This is a genomic window from Photobacterium sp. SP02 (genome assembly GCF_038519165.1).
GTDB classification, from domain to species: Bacteria; Pseudomonadota; Gammaproteobacteria; order Enterobacterales; family Vibrionaceae; genus Photobacterium; species Photobacterium halotolerans.
Window position 1 is genome coordinate 1 of record NZ_JASJOJ010000032.1, and the last position, 16,388, is coordinate 16,388.

The following is a 16,388-nucleotide window of genomic DNA, read 5'->3' on the forward strand; positions in this document are numbered from 1 at the left end:
ATTGTCCCCCTGAGGTCATATCATTGGTAAAGTCATTGATAATGCCGGTGATCCCTTCGGGATAGCTTGAGTCATGTCAACATGGGCAAAGCGGCTATTATCCTGAAAATCCACCGAGCCCTGATACGCGAGCACATTGGCTGTTTGGTTATCCACCACCAATACCGCCGCGGAGGAATGCGCAGGCAACTGGCGCTTCACTTTGAGCAGTAAGCGGGCGACCCGCTGCTGAATAACAGCGTCCAGTGTCGTCTCAATAACATGCCTGTCCGGATACTGCTCCCTGAGCATACGACTGAGCAAAGGGGCCAGCGTCGTGTTGTCCGAACGCCTCAGTTCAACCGCTTCCTGTTTTAAATGCCGTGTGGCCTTATCACCCAGCAAACCGCTGCCGTGCAGACGATCCAATACTTTATTTCGCATCGCTTGCGCTGTATCCGGGTATCGGTCAGGGCGGTACAGCGACGGCTTTTGCGGCAAGACCACCAGTAAAGCGGCTTCGTTCTTCGTCAGGTGCCCGGCCGTGGTATTGAAATACCGCCGGGAGGCGGCCTCAACACCGGCGATATTGCCGCCAAAAGGCGCCAGGTTCAGGTAAAAAGTGAGTATCTCGTCTTTACTGTAATACCACTCAAGCTGTAAAGCCCGCCAGAGCTGTTTCAGCTTGCCGGTAATCGATCGCGCATGGGGATCAATCAATCTGGCCACTTGCATGGTCAGCGTGGAGCCGCCAGACACAACATAACCATTGCTGGCCCACTGCCAGGCGGCCCGGACAACGGACACAGGGTTAAAACCCGGATGCCAGTAAAACCAGCGATCTTCATAATTGAGCAGTGCCTGAATATAGAAAGGATCAACATCAGCCAGTGTGACGTTGTAACGATGGACGCCCTGTCGATCCCCGAATGAGCGCAGTATCTCACCATCCCTGCTAACGACGACTGTCGCAGGGCCATCCGGGTACAGGGGAGGCAAAGGCCACAAGCTGTTCAGCACAAATACTGCCAGCCAAAAGAAAACGAGCAACCCTGCCATTTTCACTGGCAGAGTGGCTCGCAGATTGGGCAATAATCGTTTCATCAGAAATGATTACTCTGGATCATCACTGCTATTTTTCCACCGTAATGGTTTGCGGCGTCTGCCAGTACGCCAGATGTTTTTCCGGACGATACATCGACTCAATAAAGACAGGCGGTACCGCGAACGTGCCCGGTACTTCGGCGCGAAGAATGTAACCATAACGGGATGGCTGGCCTTTGCGCATTTCATCGGACAGCACAAAACGATCATTGCGGTATTCCTGATGATCGGCAGTCTTGAGCTCAATACCTGCCGGCAATACCCGTTCAATCGGCAAGCCTTGATTCAGCGCCGGGTTTTCCAGCACAAAACCGGCAGGAATCTTATCAACCAGTAAGGCGTCATTCACGCGCTCGTTCAATGCGACAGTGAGCACCACAACAACCCGGTCTCCCACTTTCACACGGTTCGATGCCAGCGGTTCGCCCTTCATGGTATAGAGTTTGCGCTCTACCTGTTCGGCATCCAGGGTATTAAAGCGGTTAGCCTCATTGGCAATCCCGCGATTTAGCATCTGATAGCCTTGCGCCAGCACTTTGACATACACAGGCTGGTCATCCAGATTCTGAATTGTCATCTCACTTGCGAGTGGCTGACTGAACATCCCTGCCTGGCTGACCGGATTACCGCTGAAGGACAGATTGAAAATCTGATCGCGGTTTGCCGCGTTGGTCAGGGCAGATGCCTGCACCAGTGCAGCGCGTTCCTGGGTGCTCATCCAAGATGTGTTTGCCAGACCGATCAACTGCTCCAGATACTTTGTTTGCAGCTCTTGTGCCATTTCTTTGAGTGAATTATCACCCGCCATCTCCTGCAACACAGTCACCGATTTTGCGACATCGCGCAGGTTCGAGCCGTAATCGCCGAAGTACCTGTGCCTGCGGTTGTAATCTCTGATGTCATCGAGCATGTTTTCCGCATCATCACTGGCACCTACGTTGGCATAGCTGGCCGCCATATGCAGATAACTGAGCTGGGTTGGCAGGGTCGTCAGTTTCATGCTGTCGAGATCGCTCCACTTCAGCTTGCCCTGCTTGCTCATCAGATAGGCAGCGTAAGCACGCGCCACTTTGGCTGATTCTGTGTCATAGGCCAGATTTCGGGTCACGGATTCATTACGCACATACGCCATCAAGCGATGGGTGGCTTTCGTCAGCATAGAAGCCGGTACAACCCCAGGGAAACGTTTGTCAGCCGCGAGCAGAAAATCGGTCACATAGGCGCTGAGCCAGGGATTTTCCCGCCCACTGCTGTCCCACAATGAGAAACCGCCACTATTTTTCTGCATGGTTTTCAGCCGCAGCACGGCTTTTTCGATCAGCCGCTTGTCTGTCGATGGCGTATCGTCTCCGTCATCATCACTGTAATGACGAGACTGATGGGCCTGGACTTTGAAACGCTGCAGTTCTGGCTCATCCAGCAAAAATGGCCAGGCTTTACTGGTTGTCTGTTCGGCACAACCGTACGGATACCGGAATAGTCCTCGCGCATGCTCCTCGGTATTGAGCACAGGTGTCCGGCTGAAATAAGCGTGTCCCATGCTGCCACGCACCACATCCAGGCCAGACCAAAGCTGCTCGCTGACATTGTAGGTCTCTTTCGAATCCAGCAGCACCGACTGCGCCTGCGTCACCCAGGGCATGACCGGGCGAACCGGGATCCCCCAGTCGCGCTCAATTGATATCTCCTGGTTGTTCACACTCAGCGTCAGCGAAGCGCGGTCGGTGATAGTGGTATCTGACACACCAAAACGATAACTCTGGCTCCAGTGTTCGCCATCTTTCAGCACCAGTTCAGTCGCCGGCTGCTGGTTGAAGTCCAGTGTTTCTGAGCCGGCAATCGCCACCGCCAGAGTCTGAGTGTGACCACTCACATTGTGAAGATCGACGGTGACACTTGATTGGTCGCCAGGCACCAGAAAGCGCGGCACACTCAGTTCAGCCACCACAGGGGCGCTGATGGGTTTATCCAGTACCGCTTGCCCGACTTGCGAACCGTTAAAGACAGTCGCCACAATCTGCGCCTCGCCGTTGTAGTCCGGGATGGCCATGTCGACCACAGCTTTGCCGTCTATCAGTTTGATCGGTTTGGTCATCAGAATGATGGACTTGCTTTCAACCAGGCCGTCATTTTTGTTGTCTGTGTCTTCGTTGGCATCACTGCCGAAGCGCGACTGCGCAAACGGATCCGGCCGCAGATCGTACAAGCGCGAATACATGTCGATGACATCCGCACTGTACCGGCGCTGGCCAAAGAAATAATCATGCGGATTAACCGGCTTGAACCGACTCAGATTGATGATCCCCTTATCGACCATAGACAGGGTGATCCAGGTATCACCGCCCTGCTGGGCGTCAATGTTATCGACAGTGACCGGGACAGAAAGCGTTTCTGAGGGTTTAATCAAATCCGGCAGATCCAGCGCAACATTCAGTTTTCTGTTACTGCGATCCAATTTAAGCGGTTTGATACCAAAGTAGCGCTTGGGTGTCTGTCCGTCTATTCCAGTCAGTGTGGTGGTCAGGAACACATCGTGGCGGGCCAGTGATGCCGGAACCGGTACAGTCACATTGATCTTACCGGCTTGTACAGGATAACTTTCCGACCAGACAAGCTGATCCGCTTCCAGTGTCACCAGCAGGCTTCCGGACAGAGGCGCAGTCACTGTAACTGTGGCTTGCTCACCGGCGATATACGCCGGTTTATCTGTTTGAATCAGCAAATGATCCGGTTTGGCTTTCAGTTGTTCATTACCCTGATACCAACCGGCATAAAAGCTGTAGCTGGACGACACACCGGTCGACACATCAGTCACCGTCAGCAGATAGTCGCCCCACTTGGTGGAAAACGCCAAGCTTTCCGGCTGCTGGCCAACTTTGATTGTCTGACTCGATAAACGCTTCCAGCGCTCCTGTTTTTTACGTTCCCAGCCAATGCCTTCTTCATAAACCCAGTAATAGGGCCCCTGATCATAATCCATGGTGACTTGCAGTTCACCGCTGGTGAGAGACTGTCCATCAGCACTGAGCAGTGCAAGCTTGAACAAGGCATCGGTATTGTATGGCACAGAGACAAATTCAGGTTTAATGCCGGGAACCGGCTGATTTTTCCATGTCACATAACTGATCTTACGCTGTACCGCTGCGCCGCCCGACTCCAGCAAACTGAAATTTGCCACGGTTTTTACCGGACTTTTTATCTGTTCCGGATCAGGCGTAGGGAGATTGACGGTTAACCGTCCTTCTTCCGACAGGGCGACTTCTTTCAGCTCCTGATAATTGGAATCGAGCGTAAAAGGCACGCCGACAGCATAATCTTCGAACTTGCCCGGAATATGAGTGATTGGAGCATAAGTCACCGCTGATTTCACTTTATTGCCAGCCGCCGGGCTGCCAAAAAGATAGCGACCATGCAGTTCGACCTTATTCGTCTGGCCCGCGAACACAAATGGCGCGGCGTTTTGAAATGTCAGATCCATCCGCTCAGGTACAAATTCTTCGAGCTGAAATGACAATTCGCTTATCGGGTCTGGCGCGGTCGGATCTAAACGGACTTCGATACGGTATCGCCCGGTTTTCCAATTCGCCTCGGTTTCAAGCTGACGAAAATAATATCCCTCGGCCTGAGGCTGTAACTGCTCCTTTAAGATTTCCTCATTCCATGGATTCACCACAGACAAGGAGACAGGCCGCTGAGATAAGGCCCTGCCGTCTTTATCGCGCAGAAGAATGTTTACCGGTAAGGCCTCACCGGGTTTTACCAAATCGCGATTACTGTAGATATAGGCTTCTGTCGCCTGATATTTTCGACCGCCAACCGCACTGTCCGACAAATCCAGCGGCGCTTCACGCAATGGCAGAATCGCCATTGCTTCTTTAGCGACACCGCTCTCATTGCGGCTTGTCACCCGGGCGATAACAATATCTTTGCGCTGAGTCTGGATATCAAAACGGGCAACCCCGTGCAGGTCAACGGGCTGACTGTCGAGTAAGGCGTTATTGCGGTAAATCTCTACCACACCTTGTGTCAGCGCGTCGCCCGTCGAGAGCCTCGCCAGACTGAATACAGCCTGGCGGGTATTGATTCTGGCCTGAATACCAACATCGGTAAGCAGCATATGCTTGGCTTTCACGCGGTAAAACGTACCAGGTGCTTTAATCACCACTATGTACCAACCCGCATCCAGGGAATGCGGAATCGGCAGTCGGGCTGAGGTCTGGACGTCTTTCTCGCTGGGCGGCAGTGTATAGCGATCTGAAAACACGCTTTCATAAGCATGCTTGATATTGTCCAGGTCATAGCTGGATAATTGGTCCTGAAGATAATGCCTGTTCAGCAACTGTCCCGGCTCTGTCACCTGTAATATCTCGACATCCACATGGTCAAGATTGATAAAGTTAACAGGGATCGATTGCTGGTTAGACTGCGGAACCAGCGGTCCGCTACCGACAAATAAAACTTCCGGTGTTTGCTGAGATTTTTCTTGCCCCGTTTGCGCATAACTGAATAACGAAAACAGCGACAGACACAACAGCAGCAAACATTGCCGCCATTGCGTCAAATTAATTGATATAACCATAAATTATTATTCTGCCCTTACCAACTGGAGTCGTAAAATATTGCTTTTATGTTCACTATGAGCATTATTCTATCCCGACCTGAATATAAAATGCTGCGATTAAGAATAAAAACGATCACTGGCCCGCAAATACAAAGCCGGCCATTAGAAATCAGTCATCAAGATCAAAAAAACGCTGGCACTGAGACCAACGTCTTTCGCTGTTTATGAACATGACCGCCATTTCAGCCCGGCCTGATGCACCATGTCATCAAGATCATTCAAAACAACCGTCGCGTGAGGGTGAATGTCATGGAAAAGCACGATCCCCTTGCGCCATAGCAACATCAGTGTCATGACACGATCCGCAACCTGCCGGGATGACAGACGGGCATTCCAGTCCTGGCTGTCAATCGTCCACAGATAAACAGGTTTGCCCTGACGTTGTAACCACTGTGAAAGCGCCAAGCTTCGCATACCATAAGGCGGGCGGAAAGCGGTGTCTGAAGGCAGGGAAGAAAATTGCGCCATTGCCTGCTCCGTGCTGGTAATGGAGCCTTTCGATTTATCCAGCGCCTTATGCGCATGGTGTCGCCATCCGTGGGAGCCAAGGCACTGAGACTGATACCAGTGCTTATGTTCAGCCGGAACCAGCTTACTACCCAGCACAAAAAAGTACGCCTGAATGCCTCTGTAATTCAGCTGATTAATCAGTGTCTGGGTGCGAGTGGGATGCGGGCCGTCATCGTAGGTCAGCAGAAACTCGCCGTCTTCAAAACGTTCACCTGTTACCTCAGTGTCGTTAAAAGTCAGAATCTCACTGCTGATCCGGGGAAACAGCGCCGCTAAACGTACCTGCTCAAACAAATAATAGCGGTAAAACTGCTCACTGGAATCACGCCATTTACTGTCAAAAGCAGGCAGGCGTTCACGCGCGATCCTGACCAGATCGTCCCAATGCTTCACAGACTGATTGCGAGAAGCAAAGCGATACCCTTCCAGCATTCGCTGCTGCGTTTTGCTACGCCATGTCACAACAGAGTCAACACTCACCTGCTTCACACCGGTAAAACGAGAGATGTCCTCTGCGCTTGCCAGCGGTACTTTCGCCATCACATGGGCAAACTGCAGTATTTCTGCGGCTGAAGCCCGATCAAAAGCCGCTTGTGAGTGAATCGCTTCGGGCCATAAGTCTCTGTCAGTCGTGGCAACCTTATTCGGCCCGGCAGCCTGTGCCCAGCCAGACCACAAGCTGAGGACAAGAACAAAATACGTAAATTTCATGACGTCATCCAAATGAGAAAAACGCCCGGCATAGCAGGCGTTTTCAGGCAAGACAATTATTGAATGTGTAGTTTCTCTTTCATCCGCTCAATACCGCTCTGGTATGCAGAATGCTCACGAAGCCGTGATGCCGATTCGAAATTTTCCAGAGCACTTTGCCACTCAGAAGAGGCTTCATAGATGCGGCCGATATTGTAGTAAGACCCGGCTTTAATGCGATCGGCGCGGTTACCGGATGCCAGTTCAATGGCTTTACGGTTGGCCCATAATGCTTCAGCACGTCTGTCTAATTTAGGATAGGTCACACCCAGATTACTGTATGCCTGACTGAAATCCGGATTGAGGTTGATGGCATCCTGGAAGTAATACATGGCAGCCAGATAATCTTTATCCTGGTAGGCTTTTTCGCCAGCCGTATTCAGCCGCTTTGCCTGAGCGATCATGGCCGTTGTCACCAGACTGTGCGATTCAAAGGAGTCAGCAGCCAGTACGCCAGCCAGATGACTGTTGATGTCTTTATTTTTAACTAAAGACAGGTACTGATTGATGTCGTGAAAAGCGCCCTCACCATCAATGCCGAATACTACCCAGCTATTGGCACGGACATCATGACGCACTTTGTAACTTCTGATATGCGTCTTACCGATATACACATCGACACGCGCGTTACTGGCAGACAAAGCCGTCGACTCATTACGGCTGCCATTTGAAAAGTCGCGCACCATGTAGACATATCGCTCGCCCTGTTTCTTTTTCACCACAGTGATGGTTTCAGGGCCGTAAGATGAGGTGTCATCGACATCCAGATGAGTCTGATCACCTTGCTTTTGCGAGAAATACACATGGTTGCCCGGAAAGACCAGGTGAGAATCCAGATCCGATGGTGAACTACCCCAGGTCAGCACAACACGCAAGCCATCCAGATTTGGCATCTCTGGGGATAACGCATAGGTAAAGCCTTCACAGGGGCATTTTACAACCAGCGTTGAATAACCTTCTTTTTCAATCAGCATGGTCGTATTCAGGTCATCAACCAGCTGAGCGGTATCCGCTTTGCCCTGCGCGTTGGTTTTTACTCTGACAGAGTTTTCACCGGTTCGCTGCCAGGTCACGTCGGCATCCTGGATTGACTGGCCTTTCACGACGGCGCTGAGTACCTGTACTTCCCCAGCAGTTGCCACTGAAGAGATGAAGCCGATACAAGCTGTAAAACATGACACCTTTAGCCAAGAACGTTGAAACATCATTATTATTACCTTCCGTTGATTTCAACCCTAAAGGCGACATTTCGTTGATGATATTTAAGGGATTACTTGATAAATCAGCAGGCAGCTTTGGTTTGTTTAATACATGATGACAGACAAACTCTTGGTCACGCTCCTAAATTGAAAACAGGTGCTAGAATTACGAAGTCAAAAGCAACAACCTCATTTTTTGAAACTTCTGATATGATCAGCTAATTCGGCCTGTTTCACTTGTGTCAAAAACTCCTTACATTCTAAGTAGTTTTCTTCCCTTTTCTCACCGACCGATATCTTATAATGAACAACTGAAATTTCTTTTAACAGAAATGAATAATAATTTTCTTCATCAAGATACACTGAAAATTCATTGTAACGGTTCACTTTAACGTCGGGAGACGACAATCGTTTTTCAGTAACTATATCTCCATTGTGTTTGACCGTTAAATTATCGCCTTTTATCAATAAGTCAACGACCCCACCATAACCATCATCGTCACTTTCATCATCTGGATCATACGAATAAACCTCTCCGCTCTCGTGACTATCATCACAGTGGAATTGAAATGAATATTCATCTTCATTGAACTGCATACTTGCACTTAGATTAGCGACTAATGCAGACATAATAATCAGTTTCATCGCTAATCTCCCTTACGGCATAACTTGAATTCATTCTATAAAACCATATACAAAATATTTATTGGATAACAGGCACTGGTAAACACCACGATTGTTATTACAGTAATAAATTGTACACTCTTAACGATTAGCTTGAATATTATCAATAATCTAAGATCTGTTCTTTGTCACAGCTACTTATAGCTAAATTGATTAATTCACCTTTCTGGTAAATCTTTTCTGGACTATAATCTGATACCAGTAAAGACCATTCATTAATCTCGTTCAACTTATCCAATCTATCATTAATCACATAGATTAAATATTCTTCTTTATTATCATTCACAAACCTTGTTGTCCATGTATTTCTACTGATTCCTATAGAATATGGCGACAATTTAGAAGTGCTGTATTCTAACCTTCCTTGCCAGTCAGATAACTGAAAGAAGCCATTGAGCACTGACTTTTTACTTAAATTACGGCTGAAATCATAGCTTTTAGCAAGCAAGTGATTCATCAAATCATTGCCATCAAAATCTGGAAAAAGTATGTCATCCTTTTTGATGAGATCGCCATTGTGACAATTAAAGACCCAATTACCACTATCGACATATTTATCGCCAGATACTGTCATACCTAAGCCTAAATCAGCAACGTAGTCATCTTCGTGTAAGAACGATGAAATACCAACTACAATTAGGCTCATGAATACAACGGCATACTTTTTCTTAATGGCTATCATAAGCACTAACCTTTATTCACTTTCATTCTTGAATTTCAACACATATGCTTTGTAGAGAATTCGGAGTAAAAAACAAGCATGCAGACACTTAGGATTTCATCAAGTAATGCAATACATTGTTCACTGCTCAGTTCAGGCAACGCTGTTCAAGCGCTTCAAAAAATTCCCGACTTAAACTTTGCCGGGTCATCTCGGAAGTACCTGCATTTCGCTCGTAATCAAATGTCACATGTTGGAAGCTGCCATTTTTCGTCAGAATCTGAATTTCATACTGAGTATTGCTGATACGGTGCAGACCGCACACCAGTTTTCGCCGTGGGTTCAAGTGTAATCCATTCATTTTCCAGTCCGCTTCCTGAGAAAACAACCGCGCTTTCGGATGATATAAGAACACTTCAGATAACTGATTGGCTCCCAGATTATCGTCAATCACCAAATCAGGATGCCCGTCAAAGTTGATATCCAAAAAGCGGGCACTGTAATCCAGAGACTCAATTTCGTGAGGTACCGGGATGGATTGCATTCGCCCATCAGCAAACTGAACGCTGACCGCGTGATCACCAATCTCGACCGACCTCACCAAAGCCACCGGATTTTCCCCGGCTGTGGTTTCAGACCAGACAGAAGCACTGAGCATCAAGCTCAGCACAGTAAGTAAAGACTTCATTTGCTTCATGGTGAACTACCTACATGTCGCTTCGAAAAGCAATTGTGATTGCAGACTGACCCGAAGCTGGTGCGCCTGCGAATCAATCTGGTACTTGTAATGACCACGCTGGAACGATAAGTCAATCGCACCGGGACTGGTCAACGTTTTTGCCATCATGAGTTCCTGCGTGCCCGCTTTAGAAAACCTGTAAATCAACGCCTGATCTTGCTCGCGGAAACAAACACTGGCCACACGCTCACGCCCGATCTCACAGAGATAGACATAACTTTCCCCATCAAGACAACCTGCGTTGGTGACATGCCCAATACGATTCAATAAAGAAAAATTTTGCTCGTCAAAGAGTTGGGCCGGAGAATAGCGGCTGATATCCAGAGGCAAGTTGTACAGCGTGGATAAAAGATTCACATCCACTGAGGAACGAATCCGGTCCAGCTCCACAGCCAGAGGTTGCCAGACCTGCTGTTCATGCATTCGGAAATCTGGCAGGAATGAATGCCGGGTGAAAGACACTTGTGCAGTAATAGCAAGCGGACCGGCCGTATTGATGTAATAGCCGGTTGAATACTTGCCCCGGTCATGCACCACAGTCAGCTTTTGCAGTTGATCACTGTCACGATACACAGCTTCTGTTTGAACACCGCCACACCAGGTTCCCCATAATTGCGTTTCGAGCACTTGTCCTTGTGAACTGAGTTGTATCGCACAATAGGGTTCGCCATTGTCGCGGCGGTTCTCTGTGTGTATATCAAGGGCTGCCGCCGGACCTGACAACAACACAATGCCCAGCCAGGAGATACGTAAGATCATCCTTCGTCCCCGAATTCACAGGCATCAAACAAGACAGGCAACAGGTAATCCTGTTCGCCTTCTGTCCCGCAAATCACGGCCATGCTTTAAATCCCTGATAGGCTTTTCCGTCAAATTTCAGCGTCTGATCAAAACTCCAGGCCTTTTCATAAACATCTGAAAAATATTGATCGCTCATCTTATCTTTGACTTTGGTCGTCAGTTTTAAATCACGGTATCCATGGGAGATTTTATTTCCGATATTGATATAGACTTTGGCCTGATGAATCGGGACAGGCTCACCGGTCACTGAAAAATGGCCTTCCTGATTCGTCCAGTAATTCATCGGCAAACTTTTCAGTACAGGCTGTAACTTTTCCTGCTCGCGCACAAAGAGCGTCATATAGCCAGACGCCCCACCCTCTGCATACCGGGAAGCATGGCCAATATCTAAGCGGACCCCGAGGGCTCTGGTGTCATCGTTCAGATAATAACGCGCGGTATCCAGCCAGATCTGATCATTATCAATCCGAATTCCCCCTTCATCGCCAACTGATCCGGTATAAGCAGAAACCACCTGATGCGTTGTTGTATCAACCAAGACAACGCGCCAGAGATACTGAGATGAGTCATCAAGCGGAACCATAAAATTGCGCTGAAAATATGACCCCAACATGATGTCTGGCTCTCCCGGTAAGCGCTTACACGCAACCGAGCTGAAATTATCCTCATTCCATTCAGAATCATTCTGATTGCGGGCATCAGACTTCAATACCGACATCATGGCATTACTGCATAACTGGGTTTGCGCGGCCTGTGCCGAACCCGCCCACACCGAAAGAAAGAGGGGGGCAGACACCATCAATTTCAATCGTTTCATGATTCATTGACCTTCAAAGATTGAATATGCTGGTAGAGCGCAGTCACCCGCTTGGTATCCGGCACATACTCGCACTCCAGAAATGCATCCTTCACGGTATCACCTTCTGTAAACACGTGATTGACCAAAAGCGCCTCATCATCGATAAAGCTGAATGTGTAATAGTTATATTCTGCAGTTGCTATTTTCAGAAAACCTAAGGGATCCATGGTGACTGATTCGGAAGTCACCTTCTTTTCGACGGCCAATAGATCATTTCTGTAAATCGAGACATCCTCACCGGAGACAATTATTTCCACTTTCCCACTATAACCATCTTCCATCTCATAGACTGGATAGGTCCCGGTCTCGTCAGTAATATATTCGCCTCTGTGTAAATCATCACAACTCAATTCAAACTCAAACAGACTGTCACTACTGCTGGCTTGAGCAACGTGAGAAAGCAGCAGCAGTGCTGAAAATACCAAACCGCTTCTACTGCCTAATTTCATCAAAATTTTCCTTCTGGTTGACTGACTCATAATTCACACGCATCTATCTCAAAATTCAATGCGACATAGCGATTCCCGTACTTTCTCAGCAATAAAGAGCTTGTCGAAAAATAAGTACCCAATTTCGACTTATCCACAAAACAAAAGTGATAACCTAAATGGTTCTCTTTGGTGAGGGTTAAAGCGTAATACCAGTGTTCACTGTCCATCACGATCATCTTTTCTGAATAGACAGGCTTGGGAATAGTTTTAAAATCTGGAAAACGATTTTCTTTCGCTATGCGTTTAGGCATCAAAGAACTTCTGAATGTGGTGATATCGAGGTTTTCATAGACATCTTTCAGTAATTGCGGATGATTTGGCCGTACTTCTGTAGCTTGATAAAATTGCCCATCAAAACGAAGCGTTTGGTCTGTTTTCGTTACGTCCGATTCATGAATGTTCTTTAATGGATAATCAGTCGACTTTTCGACCTTTGTTGTGATTCGAATGTCCCGATAACCATGTGCTTGATCCTTAAGAAAAGAAAGGAACACATGGCTCTGTTTTGTAATCAGAAGATCATCGTTCGTGCTACAGTGATCCCCTTCAAGTCGTTGCCAAAGATTCGTAGGAAAATTCAAAAGGACAGGCGTCAGCTCTGAATCTTTTTCTACAAACAATGTAAGAAAATCAGTTATGAGAGAATTAGCACACCGGGGAGCAGTACCGATCATTAACCGGACTCCCAATGCTCGTGTTGTCTCATTTAAGTGATATCTGGCAGTATCCAACTTGATGCTATATGGACTTACTCGAATACCACCATCTTCCTGAACCTCATCACGATAGCTGGATACGACTTTTCCGGATGATTGATCAATCACCAATACACGCCATAAATATCGATCACTGTGACCGCCTTGCGTCATATTCTTCAGATACGACGCGAGCATTTTATCTTGATTGTGGGGCAATATTTTGCAAGCAATCGCGTCAAACTTTTTATCGACGAAGCCTTGATGAGACAAGTCGAGTAATAGGAGCGATTTCGATGCCTCAGAACAAGGCTGACTGTCGGACGCATAGAGGTGGTTGGTGAACAATAAAGCGCACAACGTAAAAATAAAACGGATGGTACTTTTCATTAGTCAGTTTCCATTTCAAGCCATTGCATTTTTCAACATCATGATCGTCACGGTTTCAGACCCATAATTAAAGCTGCAAAGCTGAATAATAAAATCGCTGTCTTTCCATACAATCGGTTCGGTTTTCTTTCAGATAGGTGCTCAAGAACTGACAGTTTTTGTCTGCATAGGCTTGCCACAATGCATTCTGATCCGCCAGTGATGCCTGTGGCGCTTTGTTTTTGTATGAATAAAGGGTGTAAGCCAGTTCAGTCTCATGAGAGATGATATATTCCAGCTCTAATAATCGTGCTTCAGTGACTTCCGCCCGGCAAAGGTAGATGATTGATTTTGCGGATGGATCCAGCTCGGACACAGCAAAGTCATCACCAAAGTAAGGATGATGATCACACAAATCTTCTTTGAATTTAACCCAGGCACGCTGAACGGTTTTCAGTTGCGAGAACTCATCCGCAGACAATATCGTTTGAAGTGCCCGATATTTTTCATTCAATGCCGCATCTTTGGTTTCATATTTTTTGAAGTAATGACGATACAGTTCATTCAAGTCATCGGGATTGACGAGATCATCCGCATGCACAGAAGAAAAACCGCCAAACACTGCCAAAATCCCAGCAAGAACCCAGCGACATTGATAACCCTTTCGACTCATCTCATTACTCTCTTTACTCATCGACCTCATGGTCTTTATTCACCCAGACATCAAGATCGAATTCGACTGGTAGCAGATTACGATACTGCGACAGTAGTGTTTCGATTTCACGATCGTCCGGCACCATCCCGATTGAACTCTGAGTACAAAGAATCATGGGTGTCAAGGCCAGCTCAACCTAACCAAGGCGTCCATATTGATACATAAGCTCTTGGTCACGACTACAAATTGAGATCAACTTCCCATTTGTCGTTTAACTCTCAAAAATTTTCGCCTGCCCATGCTGACATAAGCTCGCAGAGAGCGCGCATATGCTGGAAAACAAATTACCAGCATTCCAATTTCTCCACATCTAGATACTGAACCCACGCTGTTTGTCTGATACGCAATTTTTTATGGTTAATAAAATCATCGTACAACAACATGATTTCTCGCGATATACAGATTTCTGGGATATTACTTCAGACTAAAAATGGCTACTGGATGCTGTTCCAGCAAATCACGTCCTTTTCCAATACGTGAATTATGAATTCAGATAGAATCTTTTCTCGCTCTTACATCAATTGACTTTATCATTATTTTTTATATCTATTATATAACCCTCTAATTCCTGAAAATTTTTCCTATAATCAATATTATCGCATTCAAAAAATGTATCTTCATCACCTTTATTTTCAATATTAACAACATTAATCAAAGCAGGTTCTTTATTCAAAAGTAATGTGTAATAATATCCATCACGAACCTTAACAAGTATTTCACCAGAACTGTCAAACTCCACGTACTCGGTCACTATGTTTCTAGATACAATAAATTTATCATCCTGAATAATTGAGATCGAACCATCTTTTATGGAAACATCAACTACTCCACTATAACCATCATCCATTTCATATTCCGGATAAGTATCAAAATCCCCATGTATCATCTTACCTTGGTGTAAATCATTACAAACCAATTTATATTGAAAATCATTAATTACTTCTTCTGCCTTACAATTTATGGATAAAGTAATAAGAGCTGAAGCGAATATTCTATTAATTTTCATCCTGCAAACCCTGTCCATGCAAAAGCACCATCTCCATGATATATAAAATGAAATTTTTGACTGTAATTTAACTTCTCAATTACTTTTTTATCTTTTATTTATAAGAATCGCCAGAAATATCTTTACTGTTAGAAGTTTTTATTGTTATCATTTTAATTATTAAAACAGTCTTGCTGATTTTATCACTATTAAATAATATCAAACAAAAATCATATTTATCAAAAAATTCACTTCACTACCTCCATGTTATTAGACTTTATTTTCCTTATATACTTTATCAATTTTTCTGTTTCATCTTTTGTATTTGGGTTTTTGCACGTAAATATTTCCTCTTCATTCCCTTCATTTTCAAGATTGACATATTCAATATTTGACAATTCATTCATAAACGCAAAAGTGAAATATTTAGACAATGAAGCAATAACAGTAATTTGCTCGCCATTAACTTCAACCGAATCGGATTTTATATCTATTAATGATATAAGTAAACCTTGATGGTAAATTGTTATTTCATCATTTCTCAACTTGAAATCAATAACACCACTATATCCATCATCCATTTCGTATTCTGGATAAGACCCAATTTTACTATCGTAGATCATTCTCCCCCTCTGTAAATCATCACACGTTAATTCATACTTAAATGAATCAGAATTCACTTTCGCAGAGATATTAATTGAAAGGAATAATATTACAATACAAATAAATTTATTCATTCGGTTACCCATTCCTACCTTTCTCCGGGAATTTTTTATCTCCAACATTTCCTTATAGTCACTACTTACCATTTGATTCACAATGAATAACTTCTTTATTCAAATCAATCTTACATTGTTGCTCATTCCAAGGAGCTACCACAAAAAACTCTAATACCACACCATCAAACTTTAGCATATATGGAAAAATTGTAGGATAATCAGACTCAAGATTTAATTTACTTGGTAAAAGTTCGCAAAACCTTTTTTTAGTGCCTTTTGATTTATTGGCTACAATAATGCACGGGTCATCACTCTTAATATAAACTGCTCCCATAGACTCATCCTCAGGTAACTCTTTCCAAGTTTGATAGTATTCATAATGTTCAATATCTTCAGCATAAATGTATGTAGAGCTAAAGAGTAATAAAGAAATGGCTATTAATTTCATTTGAATCCCTTGTTATTCGCATAAATCTATTATTATCACCTTTGAATTAAGCTACCCAA

The 16,388-nt window shown here is 45.5% G+C and carries 17 protein-coding genes; 1 reads left to right on the forward strand and 16 read right to left on the reverse strand.

Annotation, left to right across the window (positions count from 1 at the left end; all coding sequences use genetic code 11):
• Positions 1-15: 15 nt before the first annotated feature.
• The 4 genes from P0Y67_RS14110 to P0Y67_RS14125 form a co-directional block, all read right to left on the reverse strand.
• The gene (locus P0Y67_RS14110) at positions 16-1,083 is read right to left on the reverse strand and encodes a transglycosylase domain-containing protein (RefSeq protein ID WP_342392372.1); all 1,068 of its coding nucleotides are present in this window, start codon (positions 1,081-1,083) and stop codon (positions 16-18) included.
• Positions 1,084-1,111: 28 nt separating this feature from the next.
• Positions 1,112-5,662: an alpha-2-macroglobulin family protein gene (locus P0Y67_RS14115; protein WP_342392373.1), complete on the reverse strand. Its 4,551-nt coding sequence runs from the start codon at positions 5,660-5,662 to the stop codon at positions 1,112-1,114.
• 204 nt (positions 5,663-5,866) lie between these two features.
• A complete protein-coding gene (locus tag P0Y67_RS14120) occupies positions 5,867-6,925 on the reverse strand; it encodes a polysaccharide deacetylase family protein (RefSeq protein ID WP_342392374.1) in 1,059 nt (352 codons plus the stop codon).
• A gap of 56 nt (positions 6,926-6,981) precedes the next feature.
• Positions 6,982-8,106: a tetratricopeptide repeat protein gene (locus P0Y67_RS14125; protein WP_342392375.1), complete on the reverse strand. Its 1,125-nt coding sequence runs from the start codon at positions 8,104-8,106 to the stop codon at positions 6,982-6,984.
• A 32-nt stretch (positions 8,107-8,138) separates the two neighbouring features.
• Between P0Y67_RS14125 and P0Y67_RS14130 the strand changes: the two genes are divergently transcribed.
• Positions 8,139-8,279 carry a hypothetical protein gene (locus P0Y67_RS14130; protein ID WP_342392376.1) on the forward strand — a complete coding sequence of 47 codons (141 nt, stop codon included), beginning with the start codon at positions 8,139-8,141 and terminating at the stop codon, positions 8,277-8,279.
• A gap of 73 nt (positions 8,280-8,352) precedes the next feature.
• On the opposite strand, the gene P0Y67_RS14135 is transcribed toward P0Y67_RS14130, so the two are convergent.
• The 12 genes from P0Y67_RS14135 to P0Y67_RS14190 form a co-directional block, all read right to left on the reverse strand.
• The gene (locus P0Y67_RS14135) at positions 8,353-8,808 is read right to left on the reverse strand and encodes a hypothetical protein (protein WP_342392377.1); all 456 of its coding nucleotides are present in this window, start codon (positions 8,806-8,808) and stop codon (positions 8,353-8,355) included.
• A 142-nt stretch (positions 8,809-8,950) separates the two neighbouring features.
• Positions 8,951-9,529 carry a hypothetical protein gene (locus tag P0Y67_RS14140; protein WP_342392378.1) on the reverse strand — a complete coding sequence of 193 codons (579 nt, stop codon included), beginning with the start codon at positions 9,527-9,529 and terminating at the stop codon, positions 8,951-8,953.
• Positions 9,530-9,656: 127 nt separating this feature from the next.
• A complete protein-coding gene (locus P0Y67_RS14145; protein WP_342392379.1) occupies positions 9,657-10,205 on the reverse strand; it encodes a hypothetical protein in 549 nt (182 codons plus the stop codon).
• A 6-nt stretch (positions 10,206-10,211) separates the two neighbouring features.
• Entirely contained in the window at positions 10,212-11,006 is a 795-nt protein-coding gene (locus P0Y67_RS14150; RefSeq protein WP_342392380.1) for a hypothetical protein, read from the reverse strand.
• A gap of 73 nt (positions 11,007-11,079) precedes the next feature.
• On the reverse strand, positions 11,080-11,865 hold the full coding sequence (locus P0Y67_RS14155; RefSeq protein ID WP_342392381.1) for a hypothetical protein: 786 nt from the start codon (positions 11,863-11,865) through the stop codon (positions 11,080-11,082).
• Positions 11,862-12,356 carry a hypothetical protein gene (locus P0Y67_RS14160; protein WP_342392382.1) on the reverse strand — a complete coding sequence of 165 codons (495 nt, stop codon included), beginning with the start codon at positions 12,354-12,356 and terminating at the stop codon, positions 11,862-11,864. Before P0Y67_RS14160 ends, P0Y67_RS14155 begins: the two co-directional genes overlap by 4 nt.
• Positions 12,357-12,382: 26 nt before the next feature.
• Positions 12,383-13,483, reverse strand: a complete 1,101-nt coding sequence (locus P0Y67_RS14165) for a hypothetical protein (protein WP_342392383.1) — start codon at positions 13,481-13,483, stop codon at positions 12,383-12,385.
• Positions 13,484-13,550: 67 nt separating this feature from the next.
• Positions 13,551-14,156, reverse strand: a complete 606-nt coding sequence (locus P0Y67_RS14170; RefSeq protein ID WP_342392384.1) for a lysozyme inhibitor LprI family protein — start codon at positions 14,154-14,156, stop codon at positions 13,551-13,553.
• Complete coding sequence (locus P0Y67_RS14175) at positions 14,149-14,301, reverse strand: hypothetical protein (RefSeq protein WP_342392385.1); 153 nt, start codon at positions 14,299-14,301, stop codon at positions 14,149-14,151. Before P0Y67_RS14175 ends, P0Y67_RS14170 begins: the two co-directional genes overlap by 8 nt.
• Before the next feature lie 393 nt (positions 14,302-14,694).
• Positions 14,695-15,183, reverse strand: coding sequence for a hypothetical protein (locus tag P0Y67_RS14180; protein WP_342392386.1), 489 nt, complete (start codon positions 15,181-15,183; stop codon positions 14,695-14,697).
• Positions 15,184-15,410: 227 nt separating this feature from the next.
• Entirely contained in the window at positions 15,411-15,980 is a 570-nt protein-coding gene (locus P0Y67_RS14185; RefSeq protein WP_342392387.1) for a hypothetical protein, read from the reverse strand.
• Positions 15,961-16,329, reverse strand: a complete 369-nt coding sequence (locus P0Y67_RS14190; RefSeq protein ID WP_342392388.1) for a hypothetical protein — start codon at positions 16,327-16,329, stop codon at positions 15,961-15,963. The genes P0Y67_RS14185 and P0Y67_RS14190 overlap by 20 nt, the downstream gene beginning before the upstream one ends.
• Between the last annotated feature and the right edge of the window lie 59 nt (positions 16,330-16,388).

What these genes read in the sequence shown, in the direction of transcription:
- P0Y67_RS14165 (WP_342392383.1), bottom strand. Translation starts at nt 13,483, where the DNA reads ATGAAAAGTACCATCCGTTTTATTTTTACGTTGTGCGCTTTATTGTTC.
- P0Y67_RS14170 (WP_342392384.1), bottom strand. Translation starts at nt 14,156, where the DNA reads ATGAGTAAAGAGAGTAATGAGATGAGTCGAAAGGGTTATCAATGTCGC.
- P0Y67_RS14150 (WP_342392380.1), bottom strand. Translation starts at nt 11,006, where the DNA reads ATGATCTTACGTATCTCCTGGCTGGGCATTGTGTTGTTGTCAGGTCCG.
- P0Y67_RS14115 (WP_342392373.1), bottom strand. Translation starts at nt 5,662, where the DNA reads ATGGTTATATCAATTAATTTGACGCAATGGCGGCAATGTTTGCTGCTG.
- P0Y67_RS14145 (WP_342392379.1), bottom strand. Translation starts at nt 10,205, where the DNA reads ATGAAGCAAATGAAGTCTTTACTTACTGTGCTGAGCTTGATGCTCAGT.
- P0Y67_RS14140 (WP_342392378.1), bottom strand. Translation starts at nt 9,529, where the DNA reads ATGATAGCCATTAAGAAAAAGTATGCCGTTGTATTCATGAGCCTAATT.
- P0Y67_RS14110 (WP_342392372.1), bottom strand. Translation starts at nt 1,083, where the DNA reads ATGAAACGATTATTGCCCAATCTGCGAGCCACTCTGCCAGTGAAAATG.
- P0Y67_RS14160 (WP_342392382.1), bottom strand. Translation starts at nt 12,356, where the DNA reads ATGAAATTAGGCAGTAGAAGCGGTTTGGTATTTTCAGCACTGCTGCTG.
- P0Y67_RS14180 (WP_342392386.1), bottom strand. Translation starts at nt 15,183, where the DNA reads ATGAAAATTAATAGAATATTCGCTTCAGCTCTTATTACTTTATCCATA.
- P0Y67_RS14135 (WP_342392377.1), bottom strand. Translation starts at nt 8,808, where the DNA reads ATGAAACTGATTATTATGTCTGCATTAGTCGCTAATCTAAGTGCAAGT.
- P0Y67_RS14120 (WP_342392374.1), bottom strand. Translation starts at nt 6,925, where the DNA reads ATGAAATTTACGTATTTTGTTCTTGTCCTCAGCTTGTGGTCTGGCTGG.
- P0Y67_RS14190 (WP_342392388.1), bottom strand. Translation starts at nt 16,329, where the DNA reads ATGAAATTAATAGCCATTTCTTTATTACTCTTTAGCTCTACATACATT.
- P0Y67_RS14155 (WP_342392381.1), bottom strand. Translation starts at nt 11,865, where the DNA reads ATGAAACGATTGAAATTGATGGTGTCTGCCCCCCTCTTTCTTTCGGTG.
- P0Y67_RS14130 (WP_342392376.1), top strand. Translation starts at nt 8,139, where the DNA reads ATGACACCTTTAGCCAAGAACGTTGAAACATCATTATTATTACCTTCC.